The organism is Micromonospora sp. CV4 (genome assembly GCF_003667455.1).
Taxonomy (GTDB): domain Bacteria; phylum Actinomycetota; class Actinomycetes; order Mycobacteriales; family Micromonosporaceae; genus Micromonospora.
In genome coordinates, this window is sequence record NZ_RCVI01000282.1 from 14,742 (window position 1) to 38,351 (window position 23,610).

22 protein-coding genes and 1 pseudogene are annotated in these 23,610 nt (G+C 71.7%); 12 read left to right on the top strand and 11 right to left on the bottom strand.

Features of this window, described 5'->3' with window-relative positions:
* Positions 1-57: 57 nt before the first annotated feature.
* On the bottom strand, positions 58-426 hold the full coding sequence (locus EAD98_RS18400) for a nuclear transport factor 2 family protein (protein ID WP_121655292.1): 369 nt from the start codon (positions 424-426) through the stop codon (positions 58-60).
* Between the two features lie 132 nt (positions 427-558).
* Between EAD98_RS18400 and EAD98_RS18405 the strand changes: the two genes are divergently transcribed.
* Positions 559-1,374 carry a helix-turn-helix domain-containing protein gene (locus tag EAD98_RS18405; protein WP_121655312.1) on the top strand — a complete coding sequence of 272 codons (816 nt, stop codon included), beginning with the start codon at positions 559-561 and terminating at the stop codon, positions 1,372-1,374.
* Between the two features lie 135 nt (positions 1,375-1,509).
* Here the strand turns inward: EAD98_RS18405 and EAD98_RS18410 are convergent, their stop codons facing one another.
* Together EAD98_RS18410 and EAD98_RS18415 are read right to left on the bottom strand one after the other, a co-directional pair.
* Positions 1,510-3,753, bottom strand: a complete 2,244-nt coding sequence (locus EAD98_RS18410) for a penicillin acylase family protein (RefSeq protein WP_121655293.1) — start codon at positions 3,751-3,753, stop codon at positions 1,510-1,512.
* Positions 3,754-4,185: 432 nt separating this feature from the next.
* Positions 4,186-4,569, bottom strand: coding sequence for a DUF6223 family protein (locus EAD98_RS18415; protein ID WP_233583876.1), 384 nt, complete (start codon positions 4,567-4,569; stop codon positions 4,186-4,188).
* 276 nt (positions 4,570-4,845) lie between these two features.
* Here EAD98_RS18415 and EAD98_RS18420 point away from each other — a divergent pair, with 276 nt between their 5' ends.
* From EAD98_RS18420 to EAD98_RS18430, 3 genes are all read left to right on the top strand, one after another.
* Positions 4,846-5,964 (top strand): sensor histidine kinase, encoded by a 1,119-nt coding sequence (locus EAD98_RS18420; RefSeq protein ID WP_121655295.1) that lies wholly within the window; start codon positions 4,846-4,848, stop codon positions 5,962-5,964.
* Positions 5,961-6,623: a response regulator transcription factor gene (locus EAD98_RS18425; RefSeq protein WP_121655296.1), complete on the top strand. Its 663-nt coding sequence runs from the start codon at positions 5,961-5,963 to the stop codon at positions 6,621-6,623. The genes EAD98_RS18420 and EAD98_RS18425 overlap by 4 nt, the downstream gene beginning before the upstream one ends.
* 85 nt (positions 6,624-6,708) lie before the next feature.
* Positions 6,709-7,257, top strand: coding sequence for a hypothetical protein (locus EAD98_RS18430; RefSeq protein ID WP_121655313.1), 549 nt, complete (start codon positions 6,709-6,711; stop codon positions 7,255-7,257).
* A gap of 65 nt (positions 7,258-7,322) precedes the next feature.
* Here EAD98_RS18430 and EAD98_RS18435 read toward each other — a convergent pair whose 3' ends face one another.
* The 4 genes from EAD98_RS18435 to EAD98_RS18450 form a co-directional block, all read right to left on the bottom strand.
* Positions 7,323-8,459 carry a glutamate--cysteine ligase gene (locus tag EAD98_RS18435; RefSeq protein ID WP_121655297.1) on the bottom strand — a complete coding sequence of 379 codons (1,137 nt, stop codon included), beginning with the start codon at positions 8,457-8,459 and terminating at the stop codon, positions 7,323-7,325.
* Positions 8,460-8,642: 183 nt separating this feature from the next.
* A complete protein-coding gene (locus EAD98_RS18440; RefSeq protein ID WP_121655298.1) occupies positions 8,643-9,560 on the bottom strand; it encodes a manganese catalase family protein in 918 nt (305 codons plus the stop codon).
* A 261-nt stretch (positions 9,561-9,821) separates the two neighbouring features.
* Positions 9,822-10,208 carry an STAS domain-containing protein gene (locus tag EAD98_RS18445; protein ID WP_158609819.1) on the bottom strand — a complete coding sequence of 129 codons (387 nt, stop codon included), beginning with the start codon at positions 10,206-10,208 and terminating at the stop codon, positions 9,822-9,824.
* Between the two features lie 243 nt (positions 10,209-10,451).
* Positions 10,452-10,853, bottom strand: coding sequence for a ChaB family protein (locus tag EAD98_RS18450; protein ID WP_121655300.1), 402 nt, complete (start codon positions 10,851-10,853; stop codon positions 10,452-10,454).
* Between the two features lie 235 nt (positions 10,854-11,088).
* On the opposite strand from EAD98_RS18450, the gene EAD98_RS18455 reads away from it, so the two are divergent.
* The 5 genes from EAD98_RS18455 to EAD98_RS18475 all read left to right on the top strand — a co-directional run bounded on the left by EAD98_RS18455 (position 11,089) and on the right by EAD98_RS18475 (position 16,950).
* Entirely contained in the window at positions 11,089-12,882 is a 1,794-nt protein-coding gene (locus EAD98_RS18455; RefSeq protein WP_121655301.1) for a thiamine pyrophosphate-requiring protein, read from the top strand.
* 134 nt (positions 12,883-13,016) lie between these two features.
* Positions 13,017-13,550, top strand: a complete 534-nt coding sequence (locus tag EAD98_RS18460) for an HPP family protein (RefSeq protein WP_121655302.1) — start codon at positions 13,017-13,019, stop codon at positions 13,548-13,550.
* Positions 13,543-15,978, top strand: a complete 2,436-nt coding sequence (locus tag EAD98_RS18465; protein ID WP_121655303.1) for a molybdopterin oxidoreductase family protein — start codon at positions 13,543-13,545, stop codon at positions 15,976-15,978. The genes EAD98_RS18460 and EAD98_RS18465 overlap by 8 nt, the downstream gene beginning before the upstream one ends.
* A gap of 3 nt (positions 15,979-15,981) precedes the next feature.
* Positions 15,982-16,440, top strand: a complete 459-nt coding sequence (locus EAD98_RS18470; protein ID WP_121655304.1) for a hypothetical protein — start codon at positions 15,982-15,984, stop codon at positions 16,438-16,440.
* Between the two features lie 105 nt (positions 16,441-16,545).
* A complete protein-coding gene (locus EAD98_RS18475) occupies positions 16,546-16,950 on the top strand; it encodes a four-helix bundle copper-binding protein (RefSeq protein WP_121655314.1) in 405 nt (134 codons plus the stop codon).
* Here the strand turns inward: EAD98_RS18475 and EAD98_RS18480 are convergent.
* The 4 genes and pseudogenes from EAD98_RS18480 to EAD98_RS31890 all read right to left on the bottom strand — a co-directional run.
* Positions 16,943-17,902: a TIGR03557 family F420-dependent LLM class oxidoreductase gene (locus tag EAD98_RS18480; RefSeq protein ID WP_121655305.1), complete on the bottom strand. Its 960-nt coding sequence runs from the start codon at positions 17,900-17,902 to the stop codon at positions 16,943-16,945. The two genes, EAD98_RS18475 and EAD98_RS18480, sit on opposite strands and share 8 nt — an antisense overlap.
* An 84-nt stretch (positions 17,903-17,986) precedes the next feature.
* Positions 17,987-18,835 (bottom strand): SDR family oxidoreductase, encoded by an 849-nt coding sequence (locus tag EAD98_RS18485; RefSeq protein WP_199723458.1) that lies wholly within the window; start codon positions 18,833-18,835, stop codon positions 17,987-17,989.
* Between the two features lie 76 nt (positions 18,836-18,911).
* Positions 18,912-19,589, bottom strand: coding sequence for a hypothetical protein (locus EAD98_RS31600; RefSeq protein WP_233583877.1), 678 nt, complete (start codon positions 19,587-19,589; stop codon positions 18,912-18,914).
* Positions 19,590-19,606: 17 nt separating this feature from the next.
* A pseudogene (locus EAD98_RS31890) lies at positions 19,607-20,266 on the bottom strand (metallophosphoesterase); the annotation flags it as partial.
* Positions 20,267-20,428: 162 nt separating this feature from the next.
* Here EAD98_RS31890 and EAD98_RS18500 point away from each other — a divergent pair.
* From EAD98_RS18500 to EAD98_RS18510, 3 genes are all read left to right on the top strand, one after another.
* Positions 20,429-22,081: a carbamoyltransferase C-terminal domain-containing protein gene (locus EAD98_RS18500; RefSeq protein ID WP_121655308.1), complete on the top strand. Its 1,653-nt coding sequence runs from the start codon at positions 20,429-20,431 to the stop codon at positions 22,079-22,081.
* Entirely contained in the window at positions 22,078-23,148 is a 1,071-nt protein-coding gene (locus EAD98_RS18505; RefSeq protein ID WP_121655309.1) for a glycosyltransferase family 2 protein, read from the top strand. The genes EAD98_RS18500 and EAD98_RS18505 overlap by 4 nt, the downstream gene beginning before the upstream one ends.
* On the top strand, positions 23,145-23,610 hold a 466-nt coding region (locus tag EAD98_RS18510; protein ID WP_147457434.1), incomplete at its 3' end, for an HAD-IIIA family hydrolase. The genes EAD98_RS18505 and EAD98_RS18510, both read left to right, overlap by 4 nt.

A 23,610-nucleotide genomic window follows, 5' to 3' on the forward strand; every position in this document is an offset into this window, starting at 1 on the left:
GGTCTCCGTTCGGGTCGGACCCGGCTCTCGGGGCCGGTGGTGGGACACGGGAGGTTCTCAGGCCGCTGGGAGTCGGTCCAGGAAGCCCAGCACCTGGGTCAGACGCCCGTTCCCGTCGGTGACGACGACGTCGAAGCCGACGATCGGCGCCTCGACACCGTCCGGCCCGAGCTCCCAGGTGAAGCGCGCCTGGTTGTGGTGGCCGTCGACCGGCCCGGCCAACCGGAACGTCATGCCGGGGAACTGGTTCTGCACGGCGGCGATCGTCGCGTCGAGCGCGTCCCGGCCCTCGGCGACGGTCAGCGGGTCGATGTAGCGGCCCTCGGGGGCCCACAGGTCGTCGATGTCCCGGCGCCGCCTGCCCGGGTCGGTCTCGTTCCAGACCGCGATGTAGCGCTCGGCCAACTCGTCGAATGTGGTCGTCATGGATCTCTCCTCGTTCGCCGGAGGTCGTTGCGTCTGGAGGAGATGATTTCCGGCGTGCCGGCCGGCTGTCGATTACGTCGCAGGTAATGGCCTGTGCGACGGTGCGGTCCTAGGGTCGATGGCGTGACGACCATGACCAGGCCGGGGCGACCAGTGGGGGAGTTGCTGCGCGACTGGCGCCGAACCCGCGGGATGAGTCAGCTCGACCTGTCGATCGAGGCGGGGGTGTCGGCCCGGCATCTGAGCTTCGTCGAGACCGGGCGATCCCGGCCCAGCCCGGAACTGATCCTGCGGCTGGCGGAGCAGCTCGAGATGCCCCTGGCGGAGCGCAACACGATGCTGCTCGCCGGCGGCTACGCGCCCGCCTACCCCAGCCACGAGCTGAGCGATCCGGAACTGGCGCCGGTACGCGCCGCCGTACGGCAGATCCTCGACGGGCACTGCCCGTACCCCGCGGTCCTCGTCGACCAGCATTGGCATCTCGTCGACGCCAACCCCGCGGTCGCCCTGTTCACCGCCGGCGCGCCGCCCCACCTCGTCACCCCACCGATCAATGTGCTGCGGCTCAGCCTGCACCCCGACGGCATGGCGCCGCGAATCCTCAATCTGCCCGAATGGCGCGCCCACCTGCTCAACCGGCTGCGCCAGCAGGCCGCGACGACCAACGACCCGGTGCTGTACGACCTGCACGAGGAGCTTCGCGGCTATCCCGGCGACGACGCCCACGCGGCGCCGATCAGCGACGCCGTCTCGCGCGTCGTCATTCCGCTCCGGTACCGCCACAACGACCAGGCGCTGTCCTTCGTCAGCACCACGACCCTCTTCGGCACTCCGCTGGATGTCACCGTGTCCGGGCTGGCCATCGAGGCCTTCTTCCCGGCCGACCCGGCGACCACCGAAACGCTGCACACCCTCGCCACACCCGGCGCGCGTCCGTCGCCGCGCTGATCGTGTGGCGCCGACACCGACGCGTGCCCCGGCCGGGTGATTGGCCGCGACACGCGACGGCGTCGACAACGGTCCTACGTCCGCGCCTCCGGTCTGCGCGAGCGCCGCGCCGATGAGGCCGCCTGCGGCGAAAGGTCAGCTACCCGGCCGGTAGCGCCGCTCGACATGACCCTTGAGGTCCTCCGGGTAGAAGTAGACGGGCCGGAGGTTTCCGCTCGCGTAGCGTTCGACCTGGTCGTTGAAGTGCGGCGAATCCGGGTGGCCGCTCGCGCCGCCCGCCGTCACGGCCCAGGCGCGTAGCCTCGGCCCGAACTCCACGACCGCCACGAAGCTGTTGCCGCTGGTGCCGTAGTAGCGCTTCGTTCCCGGGTAGCGCCTCGCCCCGAACGAGGCGAGTGAGCCCCACTGCGCGGAGGTGAAGGGCACCGGGCTGCTCGGCTTGGCGTCGTCGAACGTCTGGACGATCGCGCCGTCGTTGCGCTGGAAGCGGTTGATCTCGCCCCACGGCACCTGCCAGCTGCCGAAGTCCTGCGTCAACCGTCCCGTTGCGGCTTCGAGCGCCGTGAGCCGCTGTTCGTCGGTGGCGCGCTCGGCCAGGTAGTCCCACATCGACATGCCCGCGTCCCGTGCCGCCTGAGCCAGGGGCGCCCAGAGCGCCTCGCCCCAGAACACCGCCAGCGACGTCGCGGTCGACTGCGCGCCCCAGCGGTAGTCCCAGCCGCGCAGTAGGCCGATGGGGCCGGCGAGGGTGGCCTTCTGCTGGTTGCCCGCGGGCAGTTTGTCCCAGGCCGCGACCAGCCCGGGCACGAGCCGGGCGAAGGCGGTGAGGTAGGTGTCGAAGGCCGCTGCGATGAGCGTCTGCGGGGTGAAGTCGTCCCGCGCGCTGAGCACCCGGATCGCCTGCGGTCCGCGTGGGTTCTCCCCGGCCTGGTCGAAGTAGCGCGGATAGTCGGCGGCGTCGGGGCTGTCCGGGCCGGCCGCGGTCCACGGCCAGTTGTTCGTGTTGAACGCCCAGCCGTTTCGCGGATTCACCGCCTGCGGGAGACTCCGGAGGCTGTGCAGCCCACGCCAGTCGGTGGCCGGGTCGCTGCCGTCGACGGGCCTGCGGTAGTCGAAGCGATCGTCGCGCACCGGCATGAACTGCGGCACCAGGAAGGCGATCTCACCCTTGGAATCCGCGAAGAGCGTGTTGTTCGAGCTGTTGGCCTTCAGGCCCGCCACCTGGATGAAATCGGCGTAGTCCCGGGTCTTGGTGCGCAGGAAGCTCTGCTGCAGCGCCTCGACGGGCCGGTTCATCAGCGCGAACGCGATCCACTTGCCGTCCGCCTCCCGGACGATCGGACCGTGGTGCGTGGCAAGGGTGGCGAAGCTGCGCCGAGCGCGCCCGCCATCGGCCGTGCGGTACGACAGCGTGATCGTCTTCGTCCGCACCGGCCGCAGCGCGTTGCCGTAGCGGTAGGAGTGCCGTCCATCCGCGCCGGTCACGATCGTCTCGGCGAACTCGTCGACGTTGTCCACGCCGCTCGACGTGTGCATCCAGCCGGTGTTCGCGTTGAAGCCCTGGTAGATGAAGAACTGCCCCCAGGTGGCCGCGCCGTACGCGTCGAGCCCTTCCCGGCTCGTCACGTGCTGCTCGGAGCGGAAGAAGAAGCTGGTGTGCGGGTTGATCAGCAGCAACGCGTGGCCGTTGCGCGTGTGGCTCGGCGCGATCGCCATGCCGTTCGAGCCGCTGGGCTCGCGGAACAGCAGGCCGCGCTCCTCATCGGTCATCGGCACCGAGCGCCCGCTGTAGAAGGCTTCGAGCTGGCTGAGTGGCACCCGCTCGATGTCGCCGCCGATGCTGCCCTCGGAGAAGGTCAGCGGCATCCACGGCTCGAACCGCCTGATCACACGCGGCTGCACCTCGGGGTGGGTCGCGAGGTAGTAGTTGAGCCCGTCGGCCCAGGCCTGCATCAGCTTGCGCAGCCAGGACGGGCAGTGCGCGTAGTCCCGCTTGAGCGCGGAGGGGTCGACGTACAACCGCTGGCGCAGGTCCTGCCAGATGGCGCTCTCGCCCTCGGCCTCGGCGAGGCGACCGAGGCTCACCAGGTAGTTTCGCTCGATCCGGTTGAAGTCGTCCTCGGCCTGGGCGTACATCATCCCGAACACCGCGTCGGCGTCGGTCCTGCCCACCACGTGCGGGATGCCCCAGTCATCCCGGGTGATCGTGACGTGCGCGGCCTGCCTGCGCCAGCGGGCGACGTCGGGCGCGGTCCGCGCGGGAGCGGCGGCGGCGCCGGACGGCAGCCCCGCCGCGACCACCGTGGCTCCAGCGGCCAGTCCGGCGGCTCCGCCCAGCACGCGGCGCCGGCTCAGCCCTTCGTTCTGCGGGTGGTTCATGAATGGGTCCACCTTTCTCGGGGGTGCGGGGGGCGTGCCGAGGTGCCCGATCGCGCGGTGGGGACCGCTCCCGAGTTACGCAACGGCTGCTCGTGCCCCGGGTGGACGCGCCCCGCACGTCGAGGGCAGGGCCGCTCCTCGTTGCGCCGCCGCGCCGGCTGCGGGAATCACCGCTGCCCGCGCGGCGGCGCCCGCCACCCGTACCCCGATGTCTCGGCGCAATGGACGGGTCGCGGGTTTCGAACACTCGCCGGTCGATCCCTACCGGACAGACGCGGTCGTGGCGCCGACCGGGTCGCGGCCGTTCAGCCACCGCCTGGCAACGATCATCGCCGCCTCCCGGGTCGCTTGGTGATCAACCTTCCTCCAAGATGACTACCACTCGTTCTGCCGCGCGGCAATAGACACCGGTCGTGCGGTCGACCTCGCCGATCAGCCGGTGCGGCGGGCGCGGGCCAGAGCCAGACCACCGAGAACCATGGCGATCAGGCCCACCACCAGGGCCACATAGGCCCCGGCTCGCCCGTTGCCGGTGCCGATGCCACTGTCGGAGGTGGCCACGACCAGGCCGCCGAGGGCGATGCCGATCAGCCCCACCGCCAGGGTGATCGCGGCTCCGAGTCGCCCCTGTCCGGTGCCGATACGACTGGTGGGGCGGGCCAGGGCCAGCCCACCGATGATCACGCCGGCCAACCCCAGCAGAGCGCCCACGGATGCCCCGAGGCGCCCGGCACTCATGGTGCCCACATCTGCGGCGACCGGTTGACCGGAGACATGTGCGGCGGCCGGCGCGGCGAGCCCGAGGGCTCCGGTCACGGCGGCTCCGGTCGAGGCAAGTACACGTCGGACCGACGTCAGGGCTGTTGATCGACTCATGTCCCGCTCCTCTTTGGTGCTCTCGTCAGGAGCTTGAGCATGTCGCCGGGAGCGCCGCCGGTCGTCCCGCAGCGGGACGCTCTTCGCGCTGCCGCCGGTGGCCCACCCGCCTGCCGCGGATGCGGCAGACGCGGCGACGGTACTGCGGGTGCGGTAGGCGGACGCTCCTCCGCGAGCAGGAGTCGCACCGCGGCGACATCGGGCTATGGTGCGCGCATGAGCACAGGACGGGCCGGTGCCAGAGACTGGGCGATCGCGGTCTGCGTGGCTGCGGTGCTGCTGGTCGCCGGGCGGTCCGGTGGCCACCCCGGCACGGAGACCGACCTGCTGGGCTATGCGTTGTTGGCGGCCGGTGGCCTGGCGCTGGCCGCGCGCCGCCGGGCGCCGGTTCCCGTCCTGGCCGTCACCGGGCTGTGCGCGGTGGGTTACCAGGCGGTCGGCTTCGATGTGCCCGCCGTCGCGTTCCTGTTCGCGGTGTACGCGGCGGTGCGGGCGGGCCACCACGTCACCACGGTCGCGGCCGCCGTGCTGATGCTGGCCGCTCTCCCGCTCGCGGCTCTCGCCCTGCCGCAGGATCTGTCCGTGGGCGAGGCGTTCGCACAGGCCCGGGGCGCCCTCGAGCTGGCGTGGCTGGTGGCCGCCGGTGCCGCGGGTGAGGCGCTGCGGCAGGCCGAGCGGCGGGCGGACGAGGCCGAGCGCACCCGGGAGGAGACCGCGCGGCGGCGCGCCGACGAGGAGCGGCTGCACATCGCGCGGGAGTTGCACGACTCGCTCACGCACCAGATCTCGATCATCAAGGTGCAGGCGGAAGTGGCCGTCCACCTGGCCCGCAAGCGTGGAGAGCAGGTGCCGGAGGCCCTGCTGGCGATCCGCGAGGCCGGTCGTGAGGCGAACCGGGAGCTGCGCGCGACCCTGGAGACGCTGCGCGACGACGACACGGCACCGCCGCACGGGCTCGACCACCTCCCGGAGCTGGTGGAGCGGGCTCGCATGACGGGCCTGGACGCCACGTTGACGATCGAAGGACAACGGCACGACGTGCCGGCCGCGGTGGACCGGACGGCCTATCGGATCGTTCAGGAATCCCTGACCAACATCGCCCGTCATGCCGCCGGCGCCACGGCGTCGGTCCGGGTCGACTACCGTCCGGACGCCCTCGCGATCCAGGTGGACGACGACGGTACGGCCACGCCGGCCGCCGCCCCGATTCCCGGCGTCGGGCTGCTCGGGATGCGCGAACGAGTCACCGCCCTCGGCGGTCGCCTCCGCGCGGAGCCACGCAACGAGGGCGGCTTCACCGTCCACGCCGAACTACCCGTGGGCCGGGCGTCATGATCCGCGTCCTGCTGGTCGACGACCAGCCGCTCCTTCGCAGCGGCTTCCGCGCGCTCCTCGACGTCGAGGACGACATCGAGGTGGTGGCCGAGGCCGCCGACGGAAAGGAGGGCCTGGCTCTCGCCAGGCAGCACCTGCCCGACATCGCGCTCATCGACATACAGATGCCGGTCATGGACGGCATCGAGGCGACCCGGCGCATCGCCGCGGACCCGGCCCTGGCCCAGGTGCACGTCGTGATCCTGACCAACTACGGCCTCGACGAACACGTCTTCCACGCCCTGCGCGCCGGCGCCGCCGGATTTCTCGTCAAGGACATCGAGCCGGAGGACTTCCTGCACGCCATGCGCGTCGCCGCGCGCGGCGACGCCCTCCTCGCACCGTCCATCACCCGCAAGCTGATCAACCGGTACGTCACCGAGCCGCTCCAGGCAGCGGCGGACGCGCGGTTGGAGGCGCTGACCAACCGCGAACGGGAGAGCGTCGCCCTCGTCGCGCAGGGCCTGTCCAACGATCAGATCGCGGAACGCATGGTGATCAGCCCACTGACCGCCAAGACCCACGTCAACCGGGCGATGGCCAAGCTCCATGCCCGTGACCGCGCCCAACTCGTGGTCCTCGCCTACGAATCGGGCCTGGTGGCGCCCCGCAAGCGGTGACGTCGAGGCCAGAGGGCCGAAGGCCTGGCTCCTGCCACCACCGTTCGGCGGGTGTAGGCGCAAAACCGGTGGGTAGGGGGTGGCCATGCTGAAGCGTGCGGTGTGGCAGGGGCTGGTGGCCGGGTTGGCGGGAGCGGCGGTGATGACCGCGGCGGAGAAGCTGGAGCAGCGGGTGACCGGGCGGCCCGACTCCCATGTGCCGGCCCGCGTGCTGGCGCGGCTCACGGGCATGCCGGAGGCGCCGAAGCGTCAGCCGCGGTGGCGGAACCTCGCCATGCACTACGGGCAGGGCGCGCTCGTGGGCGTGCTGCGCGCCACCATGGCACAGGCTGGCCTGCGGGGTCCGTTGGCGTCGGGGATGTTCACCGTGGTGCGGCTGACCAGCGATCAGATTCTGGAGAACGCCACCGGAGTGGGAGCCCCGCCGCAGACCTGGCCACGGTCCGAACTCGCCGTCGACGTCCTGCACAAGTCCATCTACGGATTCGCCACCGGGGCGGTCGCGGATGCCCTCGCCGCCCGTGACGGCGCCGGTCCCGGCCAGCGGCACGCGGCGTTGCGCCCCGGTCGCCGTTCCGACGTCGGCCCCCTGCCGCGCGCCGCAGCCCACGCCGTTCCGGTACGGCGGAGGTAGGGCCGGTACCGGGTTCCGACAGCTGTCACCGTCCAGGCGGAATACGCGCGGCGCGCAGGAGGCCGTCACTGGGCGGTGGTCTGCGCCGCCAGCAGATCCAGTACGGCGTGGACGTCACCGGTGCGCTCCAGCGTTCGGCGCTGTCGTCGGGCGCCCGTGCCGTCTCGGCGTAGCCGGGCCAACTGCGCCAGCACGTAGCCGAGGTTGCCGTGCCGCAGGAGCGCCGGCGCGACGGTGGCGAAGAGGTCGTCGACGAGTTCCCAGGCCGGGCGGGCTCCGCCGGCGCGCAGGTCGATGAGAGTGCCGTCGAGCCCGTCGTGCGCTGCCCGCCAGTGCGCGGCGGACACCAGGCAGCCTCGGACGCGAGGCGCGGCGACGCCGGCCTGGATGTCCTCGATCAGGGTCGCGACCAGCGCGCGGACCAGCCCGGCGACCAGCACCGTGTCGTCGACGGTGGCGCACACGTCGCCGACACGGATCTCCACGGTGGGGTAGGCGGCGGACGGGCGGGCGTACCAGTAGACCATCGCCTCGTCGAGCATCACTCCGGCCGTGACCAGCGCGGCGACGGTCTCCTCGTAGTCGGCGGTGGAGGCGAAGTGCGGGGTGGGGCCGATGCTGGGCCAGCGTTCGAGCTGCATGGAGCGCCAGCTGGCGTGGCCGGTGTCGCCCCCGTCGTGCAGGGGTGAGTTGACGGTGATGGCCTGGATGACCGGCAGCCACACTCGGAGGTGGTTGCAGACCTGCACGGCCAGTTCCCGGTCGGGGATGCCGACGTGGATGTGGCAGCCGCAGACGGCCGGGTCGTGGGCGACCGGTCCGTAGCGGTGCGACATGGCGTGGTAGCGCGGTTTGTCCGGTACCGAGCGGTGTGGTTCCGCGACGGGGGTCGCACCGACCGCCATCAGGCGGGCGCCCGCGTTCGCCGCGGCCCGCGCCGCGGCTGCCCGTAGCTCCACGAGCTGGTCCCGGAGCTGGTCGAGCTCGGTGCAGACGGGCGTGACCATCTCGATCATGCTGTGCCGGAACTCCTGGCGGCTCTGTTCGCGGGCGCCGCCGTGCAGGGCGGTCAGAACCTGGTCGGCCACCGGCATGTTCACGCCCGTCTCCGGATCCAGGAGCAGGTACTCCTCCTCCACGCCGAGGGTCAGCACGTCCGTGCCGGGTCGGGCGGCGGTGGCGACCGTTGGACGTTGCGTCATCGTGCGTCCGCTCCTGTCATGGCCAGAGGTCGCCGCGATTTCCCGGTCCTCAGGGGGACAAACCCCGCAGGGTCGACCGACCGCCGGTCCGGACGCGTCGCCCGACCGCGTTGTCACGGCCGCCGAGGCCGCCCCGCCCCGGCCTCCCGCGCACGGAGACCGGGACCGGCCCGTACGCCCGCGTCAGTCCAGGGCGTCCTTCACCTTCTTGACCACGTTGGTGACTCCCTGGGCGTGCGCTCCGGCGGCGTCACCGGTCTTGCCCGGACCGCGGGAGCCGTCGTAGGTGGCGTACAGCTTGGGGTCGGGCGGCGGGGGCAGGGCCGTGTCATCGGTGAGCGGCGTCGCCTGTGCCAGGTAGGTCAGGTCGGGTCCGCCGATGAGGCTCGGCCCCTGCGCCCAGCGGCCCTCGCCGGCCTGACTGTCGGTGCCGAAGCTCCAGAAGGTGTGGTTGTGGTCCTTGTTCTCCTCGTCGAAGTTCGAGTTCTCGATCCCGTGGTCGGAGTAGCCGTCGGCGATGAGCTGCTCGATGCCCAGGAGCCACTGCTGCTGGTGGTAGGTGTCACGGGCCAGGTTGAACCGCAGCATCTCCTTCACACCGGGGTCGTCGGTCATGTTCATGACCCGGCTGGTCTGGAGCCGGCTCTGCGCTTCCGCGGCGACGTTGGAGCGGAAGTCCGCCAGGAGATTGCCGCTGGCGACGATGTAGCCGGCGTTCCACGGGACGCCCTGGCTGTCCCGGGGCAACGGGCCGCCTCCGCCGACGATGGCGTGCTGCGGGTTCATCCCGCCGATGACCGCGGCCAGCACCGGGTTGGCGGCGACCGCCTTCTCCGTCGTCTCGGCGGGGGCGCCCTCCAGGAGCCGGGCCAGCATGGTCGTGAGCATCTCGACGTGACCAATCTCCTCGGTCCCGATGTCCATGATCATGTCTTTGTACTTGCCGGGGACTCGGCAGGTCCAGCCCTGCCAGAGGTACTGCATCATCACGGTCATCTCGCCGAACTGCCCGCCCAGCACCTCCTGGAGCTTCGCCGCGAACAGGGCGTCCGGCTTCTCGGGCTTGGCTTGGAACTGCAGATATCGGTCGTGTCTGAACACGGCGGCCTCCTGTCGGAATGGACGAGCGTGTCGCCCGCCGGCGACGTGCCGTCCGCATCCCCACCACGCCGGCCCGCCGGTGCCAACCCGTGACCCCTGCGGGCCACGGCATCGGCGGCTCGTCGCGGGCCGAACGTCGGTGTCCAGCGTGGCTCGGTGGACGACGAGTGTTCCGCGCTCCACCCTCGGATCGACCCTGCCGGGTGCTACCCCTCCGCGCTGACGGACACCTGTGGCGCCGCATCGTGGTTGGGGTGACGCTCAGGCCGCACCGACCGACCGGCTCTCGCGGCAGCTTGGGCGGGGAGTGCCGTCACGGGCCTGGGCTGGTCTCCGCCCGCTCGACGAGCCTGGGCCCCTGGTGAGCGTGAAGCTCTCCAGGGCGCCGGTCGTGGCGAGGATGTAGGTGACGCACGGTGCGGGGTCGCGCAGGACGATCGCGGCTTCCGCTTCAGCGGCGATGTCCTGGGCCTGAAGCAGCGCGCTTACGCCATGTGCGCCGAAGAACCTCACCGCGGACAGGTCCACCGCGATCACCGGCGAAGGTGGGCGGCAGACGAACTCCATCAGCTCGGTGAGCAGGTGCGCGTTGCTCATGTCGATCTCACCCGAGACGGTGATCAGCTTGGTCGAGCCGTCGCTGGTCAAGGCCAAAGACATGATCGGGTCGCGAAGCCGGTCGCCGTCTCCGACGGCAGTAGGCCGGTGACTCCCGTGGGTGCGAGGTATTCCGTCGGTCAAGATGGCGCCTCCGCGCTCCGTAGAACGGGCCCGTCGCCGTGTTGCGATCCGCGGCAGGGGCGGGCATTGGAGGGCACCTGTCTTGACCCGAGATCGTCTCTACCCTGAGAGGCCGGCCTTACGCGTCACCGATCTGGCGGATTTCCTGTGTCACGCGCGGCTGGCGGCGCTGGTGCTCCGCCTGTTGGCCTTCTGGATCGCCTCGACGAGCTGGGGCTTGGTCATTCGGGACCGGCCTCGGATCTCCAGCTTCCGGGCGACGTTCATCAGGTGCTCCTTGCTGGCGTTGGCATCGACGCCACCGGCCGTTCGTCCTGCCTTGGACCCTCGGCCGCGCGCGGCCTGCCTGTCGCTGGGACCCTTGCGAGACTTGGCCTCCCAGTGATCGCCGACCTTCTCGAACGCGTGTTTGACGGCGGCGAAGGCGGTCCGGTGAGCCCGCTCGCCCTCGCCGTACTCCTCGACCGCCGAGTCGTGCGCCTTGACGTAGGTGTCCTGCGCCTTCTTGGGCGACCGCTTCAGCGTCGCCGGCATGTCCTTGCTCGCGGGCATCACATACCTCCTCCGGATGCGTTGCCACCTCACGTGCCCGACGGTGCGGCCGACCAAACTCGTGACGAATTGTCACGTCCAGGCCGCCGGAGGCTCCGTCATCGTTCCGGGGCGCGCGCACGGGAGAGCGGGCGGGCCACCACCGAAACCCGAACTGGTGCTGTCCCTCCGGTTCGCCGCAGCCGCCGGGGGTACCGGCACATCCTGGAGAGCGGTTCGAAACGAGGAGGCGGCGATGGCGAACGCGACAGTGTCGGACCTGGTGGTCGCCCGACTGGGGGACTGGGGTGTGGACCGGGTCTTCGGCTACTCCGGCGACGGCATCGACGGGGTCATGGGCGCGCTGCGCCGCGCTGGCCGGCCGGAGTTCGTGCAGGCCCGGCACGAGGAGACGGCGGCGTTCATGGCCTGTGGGCACGCGAAGTACACCGGCGGACTGGGGGTGTGCCTGTCCACCCAGGGTCCAGGTGCGGTGCACCTGCTCAACGGCCTCTATGACGCGCGGCTGGACTCCCAGCCGGTGCTCGCGATCGTCGGCCAGCAGGTGACCTCGGTGCTGGGCAGCGCCTACCAGCAGGAGATCGACCTCGTCCGGCTTTACGGCGACGTCTGCTCCCAGTTCGTGCAGACCGCGTACACGGCCGAGCAGCTGCCGATGCTGCTCGACCGGGCGATCCGCTCCGCCCTGGCGACCCGTAGCCCGACCTGCGTGATCCTGCCGCACGACGTGCAGACCGCGCCCGCCCCCGATCTGGGCGCGCGTCAGCACGGGATCATGGTGACCAGCCCTGGGATGCCGGTGCCCGAGCTGCGCCCCCGCGCCGACGACCTTCGTGCCGCAGCCGACCTGCTGAACGCCGGCCAACGGGTGGCGATTCTGGTGGGACAGGGCGCCCGCGCCGCCGCCACCGAGGTGAATGAGCTGGCTGAGGCGCTCGGCGCGGGGGTGGCCGCGTCGCTGCTGGGCAAGCCGGTGCTGGACGAGGCCCTGCCGTTCCACACCGGCGTGATGGGGCATCTGGGCAGCACCGCCAGCAGCGTACTGATGGGGGAGTGCGACACCCTGATCATCGTCGGGAGCAACGACCCCTGGTCGGAGTTCTACCCCGCTCCCGGTCAGGCACGGGCGGTGCAGATCGACATCGACGGGCGACGCATCGGCATGCGGTACCCGGTGGAGGTGCCGCTGCTCGGTGACGCCGCCACGACCATCCGTGCCCTGCTGCCGTTGCTCACGCCCAGACCTGACCGGAGCTGGCGGCAGCGCATCGAGGGCGAGGTGACCCGCTGGCGGGACATCGCCCAGCAGCGGGCCACTGCCGACGCCGACCCGCTCAACCCGCAGTACGTGCTGCACGCCCTCACCGACCGGCTGCCCACCGACGCGCAGGTGTCGGTGGACGTCGGGTCGGTGACCTACTGGTACGCGCGGCACCTGCGGTTGCCCGTCGGCGTTGACGCGCACCTGTCCAGCACCCTGGCCTCGATGGGCTCGGCGCTGCCGTACGGGCTGGCCGCGAAACTCGCCACCCCGGACCGCCCGGTGGTGGCGCTCGCCGGTGACGGGGCGATGCAGATGAACGGACTGGCCGAGCTGCTGACCGTCGCGCACCGGTGGCGGGACTGGGCCGACCCGCGGTTCGTGGTGCTGGTGCTGCACAACCGGGATCTGGCCGAGGTCAGCTGGGAGCAGCGGGAGATGGAGGGCGATCCCCGCTTCGTCGAGTCCCAGCGCCTGCCCGACGCCCCGTACGCCCGTTGGGCCGAGCTGCTGGGCCTGCACGGAGTTCGCGTCACCACACCCGCCGAGGTCGACGCGGCCTGGGACCGCGCCCTGTCGGCGGACCGGCCCACGCTCATCGAGGCGATGGTGGATCCGGCGATTCCGCTGCTCCCGCCGGCACAGCCGTACGAGAAGGTCGAGGCGATGTACCAGGCGCTCGGCCGCGAGGACACCGACCTGGGCCGGCGGGCGCTGGCGCACCTGCGCCGGGAGCGAGCCACGGAGGGCTTCGACGACCCGCAGTGACGGCGGCGTCCGGGGACCGGACGGGCCGTTCGAGCCCACCGGTGGGTGGTCCCGCAGCGAAGTGCCATGACTGTTGGGTGTTTGCGCGGACCAGGACGGGAGAAGTGTGACGATCAGGGGCGGAGGGGAGTCTGATGAGGCAGCCGCGGCAGTCGGTGCACGCCTTCGTGGGCACTGCGCTGACGGTCGTCGTTGCCGGCGTGGTCGCGGTCCTCACCCATCAGCCGTGGTTGTTTCCCAGTCTCGGGCCGGCGGTGATGCTGCACGTGGAGAAGCCGGGCGCGCCCCAGTCGTCGCCGCGCAACACCCTCATCGGGCACGGGGTGGCACTGCTGGCCGGGTACGTGTTCCTCGTCGTCTGCGGACTGTCCGACGAGCCCTCGGTGCTTCAGGAGGGAGTCGACGGGCTGCGGATCGTCGCGGCGGCCGGGTCGCTGGCGGTGACCGCGACGGTGCTGGTGCTGCTGAAGGCGTCGCATCCCCCGGCGGGCGCGACGACGCTGATCGTGAGTCTGGGCCTGCTCCGCACCCCGACGCAGTTGCTCATCGCTGCCGGCGCCGTGGTGCTGGTCACCGTGGTGGACTGGCTGTACGGGCGGGTGTCGGGCCGGCCCATGCCGGTGTGGGCGGCGTTCGAAGAGTCGACGAGGGGAGCGCGGAATGGTTGACCGGATTGCCGATCCGTGGGGTGAGCGGACCCCGTACGGGCCGGGGCAGGAGTGGCCGGTCCGGGTGGACCGGTTCCTCGACGGTGACCGCACCGAGGCGGACGTCGATCGGTGGGCCCAGTCGGCGTCGATCCTGCACTCCAACGGAGACGCGATGGACATCGCGGTCGCTGGCGGCAGGATCGTCGGAGTGCGTGGCCGCGCGGTCGACCGGATCAACCGGGGACGGCTCGACCCGAAGGACCTGTACGGCTGGCAGGCCAACCACAGCTCGGACCGGCTGACCCGCCCGCTGGTCCGCGACGGCGACCGCCTGGTGGAGACGGACTGGGACACGGCGATGGGCCGGGTCGTCGCCCGCTCGAAGGAGCTGCTGGACGGGCCGGGCGGCTGGGGTCACTTCGGCTTCTACACCACCGGGCAGCTGTTCCTGGAGGAGTACTACACCCTCGGCGTGATCGGAAAGGCCGGTCTGGGCACACCGCACATGGACGGCAACACCCGGTTGTGCACCGCCACGGCCGCGGCGGCGCTGAAGGCCAGCTTCGGCACCGACGGGCAGCCCGGCTCGTACACCGACGTCGACCACTGCGACGCGATCGCGCTGTGGGGCCACAACGTCGCCGAGACCCAGACGGTGCTCTGGATGCGGATGCTGGACCGGCGGCGTGGGCCGAACCCGCCGGCGATGCTCGCGGTCGACCCGCGGGCCACGCCGGTCGCGCGGGAGGCCGACCTGCACCTCGCCGTCCGTAACGGCACGAACATGGCGCTGATGAACGGGCTGCTCCGCGAGATCATCCAGCGGGGTTGGTACGACCCCGACTACGTCGACGCGCACACACTCGGGTTCGAGGAGCTGTGCCGGACGGTCGACGGTTATCCACCCAGTCGGGTGGCCGACATCTGCGACGTTCGGGCCGCCGACGTGGAGCGGGCCGCCGAGTTGCTCGGCACCTGCCAGCGGCTGCTGTCGACGGTTCTCCAGGGCTTCTACCAGTCCAACCAGGCCACCGCCGCCTCCTGCGCCGTCAACAACGTGCACCTGGTCCGGGGCATGATCGGTCGCCCGGGCGCGGGGATCTACCAGATGAACGGCCAGCCCACGGCACAGAACACCCGGGAAACCGGCGCCGACGGCGACCTGCCCGGCCTCCGGAACTGGGACAACGAGCAGCACATCGCGGAGCTGGCACGGCTGTGGAACGTCGAGGTCGACACCATCCCGCACTGGGCGCCGCCGACGCACGCCATGCAGATCTTCCGGTACGCGGAGCAGGGCTCGATCAAACTGCTCTGGATCTCCGCCACCAACCCGGCGGTATCCCTTCCCGACCTGTCGCGCATCCGGCGGATCCTCAAGCAGCCGGAGCTGTTCGTGGTGGTGCAGGATCTGTTCCTGACCGAGACCGCCGAGCTGGCCGACGTGGTGCTGCCCGCCGCGACCTGGGGTGAGAAGACCGGCACCTTCACCAGCGTCGACCGCACCGTGCACATCTCGGAGAAGGCCGTCGACCCGCCCGGCGAGGCCCGCGCCGACCTGGACATCTTCCTCGATTACGCGCGACGGATGGACTTCCGCGACCGCGACGGCGCGCCACTGATCCGGTGGACCGGGCCGGAGGAGGTGTTCGAGGCGTGGAAGGAGTGTTCCCGGGGGCGTCCCTGCGACTACAGCGGCATCACCTACGAGCGGCTGCGCGGCGGCTCCGGCATCCAGTGGCCCTGCAACGACGACCACCCTGACGGCACCGAGCGGCTCTACACCGACGGCCGGTTCAACACCGACCCCGACTACTGCGAGACGTACGGCCAGGATCTCGCCACGGGCGCCGAGTTCACCGAACCCGAGTACCGCGCCAAGGAGCCGAACGGACGGGCGTTCCTGCACGTCGTCGACTACCAGCCCTCACCCGAGGTGCCCGACGAGGAACACCCGATGCTGCTCACCACCGGGCGTACCGTCTACCAGTTCCACACCCGTACCAAGACCGGCCGAGCCCCGCAGCTCAACCAGGCCGCCCCGGAGGTGTGGGTGGAGCTCAACCCGGCCGACGCCGACCGGCTCGGCATCGTCGAGGGTGACCTGGTCGGCGTCTCCTCCGCTCGCGGCGCGATCCAGGCGCGCGCCCGGCTCTGCGGCATCCGCCCCGGCGTGGTGTTCCTGCCGTTCCACTACGGCTACTTCGACCAGGACCCGGCCGAGCGCACACCGCGCGCGGCCAACGAGCTGACCATCACCGCCTGGGACGCCGTCTCCAAGCAGCCCATCTTCAAGGTGGCCGCGGTCGCGGTGGCGAAACTCGCCGACGGGCGGGGCGTACCCTCGCCGGCGCCGACGGTCGGCGGCAGCGAGCCGCCCCCGGACGCCGACGTGCCGGCGACCGTCGGCGGACCGGCCGCCCGGGCCACCAGCGGGAAGGAGTGAGTCGTGCACCTCGCCCACTACCTCGGTCTGCTGCACCGCGCACAGGTCAATCTCGCCGACGCGTTCCGGCAGGTCGCCGAGGCCCACGCCGACGAGCCCGACGTCCAGCACCTCTGCCAGCAGCAGGCCCAGCGCTGCGACGCGCACGCCGAACAGCTGCGCCCGTTCGCCGCCCGCTACTCCGAGGACGCCCCGGCCGAACCCGACCGGCTGCACTCGCAGCTGTTCACCGGCACCCGCACCGGCGGTCTCGGCCTCCTGCGTGACCTGCAGGACCTGTACCTGATGGCGGCCGAGTGCGACATCGCCTGGACCGTCGTCGGACAGGCCGCCTACGGGGTCCGGGACAAGGACCTGCTCGCGACGGTGCAGGGCTGCGAGGGGGAGACGGCGATCCAGCTCAAGTGGCTGCGTTCCCGGATGAAGCAGGCCGCCCCGCAGGCACTCGTCGTCGCCGACTGACGGGGCCGGCCATGCCGGCCCGCACAGGCTCCTCGGCAGCCTCGGGCATGGCCAGGACACAGGCGGGTAGCGCAGGTGGACCGCAAGCCGATCAAGGAGATGACCATGACGATCACCATGTCGATGCTGGAGACCTATCCGAAGTCGATCAACCTCGACCGGGCGAAGCTGGCCGCGACCATCGACACGCTCAACGGCTGCGCACAGGCGTGCACGGCCTGCGCGGACGCCTGCCTGAGCGAGGACAGCGTCGCCGAGTTGACCAAGTGTGTGCGTACCGACCTGGACTGCGCCGACATCTGCACCACCACCGCCCGGGTGCTGTCCCGGCACACCGGCTATGACGCCAACATCACCCGCACTCTGCTGGAGGCCTGCGCCACCGCCTGCAGGTCCTGCGGTGACGAGTGCGCCAGGCACGCACAGATGCACGAACACTGCCGGATCTGCGCCGACGTGTGCCGGGCCTGCGAGCAGGCCTGTCGCGACCTGCTGGCGACCATCAGCTGAGCGCGCGGAGGCGGTCGGCCAGAGTGTCGCGGAAGAAGTCGAGGAAACCGTCGGGGTCCGGGCCGGCGTTCTGCAGCACGAGGTGGTCGAAGCCCGCGTCCACGAACTTGCGCACGGCCTGGACGTGGGTCTCGGGGTCGGGGCCGACGGCGAACTGCTGCCGGATGTCGTCCTCGGTGACCGTGCCGGACGCGGCGTCGAAGTTGACCGGGTTGGGCAGCTCACTCATCACCTTCCAACCGGTGACCGCCCACCGGCTGGTCTCCCAGGCCGCCTGCACCGCCTGCTGCTCGTCGGTGGCCCAGGCCACGGGAACCTCGGCGTAGCGGGGCCCGGTCCCGCCGCCGCGCTGGTAGGCCTGCACGAGGTCGGGTTCGGGCTCGGTGGCGAACAGCCCGTCGCCGAGCTCAGCGGCGATCGCCACCGACGCGGGGCCGCTGGCCGCGACGGCGATGACGGGCGCCTGCTCCGGCAGGTCGAACACCCGTGCGTCCTCCAACTGGAGGTGCTTGCCCTCGTAGGACTGGTAGCCGCCGGACCACAGCAACCGGATGATCTCCAACGCCTCCCGCAGCCGCTCGTGCCGCCCGCGCGCGCTGGGGAAGCCCTGGCCGACGACGTGCTCGTTGAGCCGTTCGCCGGCGCCCACGCCGAGGGTGAACCGGCCGCCGGAGATGATCGCCAGAGTGGCAGCCGCCTGCGCGATGATCGCCGGGTGGTAGCGCATGGTCGGGCAGGTCACCCCGGTGGCCAGGCCGACCCGGTCGGTCTGCACGGCGATCGCCCCGAACACCGTCCAGGTGAACGACGAGTGACCCTGGACGTCCAGCCACGGGTGGTAGTGGTCGCTCATCTCCACGAAGTCGAAGCCCACCTGCTCGGCGCGGACCGCCTGCCGGATGATCTCCTTCGGGCCGAATCCCTCGGTGGACAGCTTGTATCCGATCCGCATGCCGTTCTCCTTGACCGGTCCGTGCCGCTGCTGTCCGTCACCCTCTCACCGATCGGGCTCGCAGAAGCGGGGTTCCGCCGGTCGTCAGCCGGGAAGGGTGATGCCGCCGATCGGGGCGAGCACCTCGCCGGTGTAGTAGGACGAGAGTTGGTCGCTGGCGAAGAACACGTACGAGGGAGCGATCTCGTCCGGTTGCGCGGCGCGTCCCATCGGCACCTGCTGGCCGAACTCCTGCACCTTGTCCGCGGGGAACGTGGCCGGGATCAGGGGCGTCCAGACCGGTCCGGGGGCGACACAGTTGACCCGGATTCGCTTCTTGATCAGGGATTGGGCGAGGGAGTAGGTAAGGGCGATGATCGCGCCCTTGGTGGCCGAGTAGTCGATCAGATGGCCGTTGCCCTTGAGGCCGTTGATCGAGGCCGTGTTGATGATCGCCGAATTCTCCGGTAGGTGGTCGAGGGCCGCCTTGGTCACCCGGTAGTAGCTGTGGATGTTCACGGCGAAGGTCCGCTGCCACTGCTCTTCGGAGATTTCGGTGAGCGAGTTGGCGTTCTGTTGGTAGGCGACGTTGTTCACCAGGAGATCCAGACCGCCGAGTTCTCGCACCGCACGGGTGACCACCTCCGCGCAGTGCCGGGGGTCGGCCAGGTCGCCCGGGAGCAGCACGCACCGCTGTCCCGTCGCCTCGACCAGTTCGGCGGTCCGTCGGGCGTCGTCGTCCTCGCTGAGGTAGGCCACGGCGACGTCCGCGCCTTCCTTGGCGAAGGCGACCGCGACGGCACGCCCGATGCCCGAGTCACCACCGGTCACCAGGGCTCGCCTGCCTCGGAGCAGGTCGCGGCCGGTGTATTCGGCCATCTCGCCGCGTGGCCGCGGGTCCATGCCGGCGGTCTCGCCGGGGTAGGGCTGCTCCTGCGGGCTGGGATTGGGCATTTGATCGGCAGCGGTCACCTTCTGCCGTTACCCGATGATTGCCGGATAAACCTGTGCCGACCCGCTGGCTTCCGACTCACGGCAGGACGGCGAGCAGTGCCTGGCGAGCCCCGACGCTCGCCAACTCGCTGTCCAGGGGGCGGTCGAGCAGTTCGGCGAGACGAGGCACGAGAAACGGTGCGACCGCGACCGTGGTGGGCTCGGCGGCGCCGGTGCTGATGCCGGGCGGCATCCGGCCCCAGTTCCACCAGACATGATCGCCGGCGGAATTGGCCGGGTCGGCCACGGCGGTCACGGCTCGCAGGAGCGTGCGGTACTCGCCCGGCCGTAGGTGGATCACCGCTGGGCGGTCGTCCGCCTGCCCGAACAGGCGCATGAGGTCCAGTTCGGTGACCGGCCCGGCGGGCAGCGCGGCCACCGCGCCGTCCACCGCGCCCTGGTTGGTGTGCTCGCTGGCGAGGACCAGCCCGGCGTCCGCCCCGGTGCTCTCGTGCAGCGCGCGAGCGATGAGGCGGGGAAGGTAGTGCGTCGCGCCGGTACGGCCCAACCAGTCGTGTCGGCTCTGCCCGAGGACGTTCGCGGCCGCCGCATCGAGGGCGTCGACGGCCGGATCGCGTCGCGGCGGTCGTCGGCCGGGCACCGGGTGAACGCCACGGATCCGGGCGCGGCCGGCGCCGGACGGCAGGTCGGCCACGAGGACGGACGCCGCGAAGATGTGCGGATGCCCGAACGGGACACCACCGAGTGTGCCCACCCAGGAGCCGGGGTGTGCCCGCCCAGGACGAGATCGACGCTGCTGATCCAGGGCCTGGTGAGCTCGGCCAGCCGGTCGCTCCGGGCGCCCGTGGCGGTGCTGCCCGGCTGCGGCCACCAGTCCACACCGTCGTGCAGCAGGACGACCACCCAGCGAGCGCCGTCGGCGCGCAGGTCGACGCTGAGCTCGGCAACCCGTTGTGGCCAGCCGTCGAGCGGCGGCGGGGCGACGGCGAACCGGTGCGTGAACGGGTGGGTCACGCCGACCACACCGACGGGACCGCCGGAGGTGTCGATGATCGTGGACGCTGGTAGGCCGACGTCGACGTTCGCGCACAGCAGCGGATAGGGCAACAGCCCGGCAGCCACCCGCAGCGCCGGCACGCCCTCGTCGAATTCGTGGTTGCCCGCGGCGGCCGCGTCGACAGGCAACTGCGCCAGCTCCTGCCATGGCCGGCGCCCGAGCAGCGGTTGCACCGGCCCGACGGCAAGATCGCCCGCGTCCAGCCACAGGGTCGGTTGCGACTCCCGCTCCCACTCCAGCAGCTCCGCCAGGCCAGCGCAGGTGCCCGCGGTGCCGTAGCTCGTCCGCAGTGGCACGAACGCCGCGCCCAGGTCGGTGGTGGCCAGGATCCGCACAGCGGTACCGGGCCGCGCCGTCGGCAAGGCATCCATCATGTCGAATGTAGGCGAGGTGGCGGGGCCACGCGAACTGTTCGCCCGGGTTCGAGCCGTGATCAGGGCGCCGTCGGGGGCCGCAATCTCCACACCGGACGCACCCCCGCGAAGAAGTCGATGATCTACAGGTTGGGGCGGATCCGAGGGGGTAGGGGTCTGCCCATGCGCGTTCTTGGCATCAATGCGATCTTCCACGATCCCGCAGCCGCCCTGGTGGTCGACGGTCGGGTGGTCGCCGCCGGCGAAGAGGAGCGGTTCAGCCGCCGCAAGCACGGCAAGCGACCCGTTCCCTTCTCCGCCTGGGAGCTGCCCGAGTTGTCCGCCGCCTGGTGTCTGGCCAGCACGGGGGTGGACGTCGACAGCCTCGACGCGGTCGCGTACTCCTTCGACCCCGGACTCTGCGGCGACGTGGCTGAGCTGGGACTCAACGACCCGTGGGACTGGTTGCGCGTCGACTACGCGCGGCGGGCCCCGCAGTTCCTCGCCGCCGCCCTGCCCGGGCTGGACCCGGGAAAGGTGCGGTTCGTGCCGCACCACGTGGCACACGCCGCGTCCGCCGGGTTGGCTGCCCCGACGGCCGGCGACGACACCGCAGTGCTGGTGCTCGACGGGCGCGGCGAGGTGGCCAGCCACCTGGCCGGCGTCTACCGCGACGGACGGTTGTCCTCGCTGTACTCACAGCAGCTCCCGCACTCGCTCGGCCTGCTCTACGAGGACCTGACCCGCCACCTCGGTTTCCTGCACTCCAGCGACGAGTACAAGGTGATGGCACTGGCGTCCTACGGCCGGCCACGGCACCTCGGCACACTCCGTGAGATGGTCCGGGTCACCGATGACGGCGGCTTCCGCATCGAGACGATCGACTGGGCCAGCCTCGCCAAGGCGCGGACCGTCGACGGGGAGATGGGCGACGACCACGCCGACCTGGCCGCCAGCGTGCAGGCCAGGCTGGAGGAGATCATCCTCGACCTGTCCCGCTGGCTGTACGAGGCCGCGGGCGGCCCCACCACCCTGGCGATGGCGGGCGGGGTGGCGCTGAACTGCGTGGCCAACGCGCGGATCGCCGCCGAGGGGCCGTACCGGGACGTCTGGGTCCAGCCGGCGGCCGGCGACGCGGGCACCGCGCTGGGCGCGGCCCTGCACGTGGCCGGCGAGCTGGGCGACCGGTCGACGCCCATGGCCGGGGTGGACCTCGGTCGGGGTTGGTCGGACGAGGAGTTGGAGGCCGAGCTGCGCCGGGCGGCGCTGCCGTACACCCGGCCGGATTCGATCGCCGCCGAGGCCGCCCGGGTGCTCGCCGACAACGGGATCGTCGCCTGGTATCAGGGACGCAGCGAGTACGGCCCTCGGGCACTGGGCCACCGGTCGTTGCTCGCTCACCCCGGTGACCCGGCGACCACCACCCGGATGAACGACGTCAAGGGCCGGGAGCAGTTCCGGCCGATCGCCCCGATGGTTCACGCGGACCGTTTCGCGGACATCTTCGAGGGGGCGTACCCCAGCCCCTACATGCTCTTCGTGCACCGGGTGAAGCCGGAATGGCGCGATCGGATTCCGGCCGTCACCCACGTCGACGGCACGGCCCGGGTGCAGACCGTCCACCCCGAGACCGAGCCACTGGTGGCCGAGCTGCTGGCCGGGTTCGAGCGGCTCACCGGGCTGCCGGTGGTGGTGAACACCTCGCTGAACACCGCCGGCCGTCCCATGGTGGACACGCCCCGCGAGGCGATGGAGCTGTTCGGCTCCGCGCCGGTCGACCTGCTAGCCCTGGGACCGTTCGCGGTGCACCGGCGCGCGCTGGCTGGCAACCGATGATCAGCATCGTCGTTCCCACGCTCGGCCGGCCCAGCCTCGCCATCCTGCTGGACGCCCTCGCCGGCCAGCTCGCCGAGCTGCCGGAGGTCGAGCTGCTGCTGATCGACGACCGCCGCGACGACACCGGCGAGCTGGCGGTGCCGGGCGCCCTGGCGGCGTACACGAAGGTGCTGCACGGTCGCGGCGCCGGCCCGGCAGCGGCCCGCAACCTGGGCTGGTTGGACTCCTGCGGCCGGTGGGTGGCCTTCCTCGACGACGACGTGGTGCCGGCCCCGGACTGGGCCCGGCGGCTGCGCGACGACCTCGCCGTGGCCGACCGGGTGGGGGGCGTGCAGGGCGTGGTGGTGGTGCCGCTGCCGGCGGGCCGCCGCCCGACCGACTGGGAACGCGGCACCGCCGGCCTCGCCGAGGGGCGGTGGATCACCGCCGACATGGCCTACCGGCGGGCGGCGCTGGCCGCCGTCGGGGGCTTCGACGAACGCTTCCCCCGCGCCTACCGCGAGGACGCCGAGCTGGCCCACCGGGTCCGGCTCGCCGGCTGGGACCTGGTCCGGGGCGAGCGCCGGGTGACCCATCCGGTACGCCCGGAGAGCCGCTGGGTCAGCCTGCGCACCCAGCGGGGGAACGCCGACGACGCGCTGCTGCGCCGGCTGTACGGCCGTACCTGGCGCAGGCAGCTCGACCTGCCCCCCGGCCGGCGGTTGCGGCACGTCGCAGTCACCGCGGCCGGCGCGGTCGCGCTGCTCGGCCTGATGCTGCACGCCCTGCGCCCTCCGCAGGGCCGGCGGCGCGCTGTCGGCGTGGTGGCCGGTGTGGCGGCGCTGGGCTGGGCGACCGGCACCGCCGAGTTCGCCCGGGTCCGCGTCGTGCCGGGCCCCCGAACCCGGGACGAGGTCCTCACCATGCTCGTGACCAGCGCGCTCATCCCGCCGCTCGCGGTGGCCCGTTGGGTGGGCGGCTGGTGGCGGACGCGTGCCGTGCCCGCCGGGGCGGTGGTCACGGCAGGCCGGCCGGTGACGACGGACGGGCCCGCACCGCGCCCGCACGATGCGACGGATGCGGCATGACGCCGCTCGGTCCCGCACTCTACGACGCGGTGCTGCTCGACCGGGACGGCACGCTCGTGGAGGACGTGCCCTACAACGGCGACCCGGAGAAGGTCCGGCCGGTGCCGGGCGCCCGACCGGCCCTCGACCGGCTGCGCGCCGCCGGGCTCCGCCTCGCCGTGGTCACCAACCAGTCCGGACTGGCCCGTGGCCTGTTCACCGAGCGGCAGATGCACGCGGTGCACGCGCGAATCGAGGAACTGCTCGGCCCCTTCGACGACTGGGCGATCTGCCCGCACGACGAGACCGACCGCTGCGCCTGCCGTAAGCCGGCCCCCGGCCTGGTGTACGCCGCCGCCCGGTCGCTCGGCACCACCGCGCGGCGCTGCGTCCTGGTCGGCGACATCGGCCGGGACATGTCCGCGGCGCTCGCCGCCGGGGCCACCGGCATCCTGGTTCCCACCCCGGTCACCCGCCCCGAGG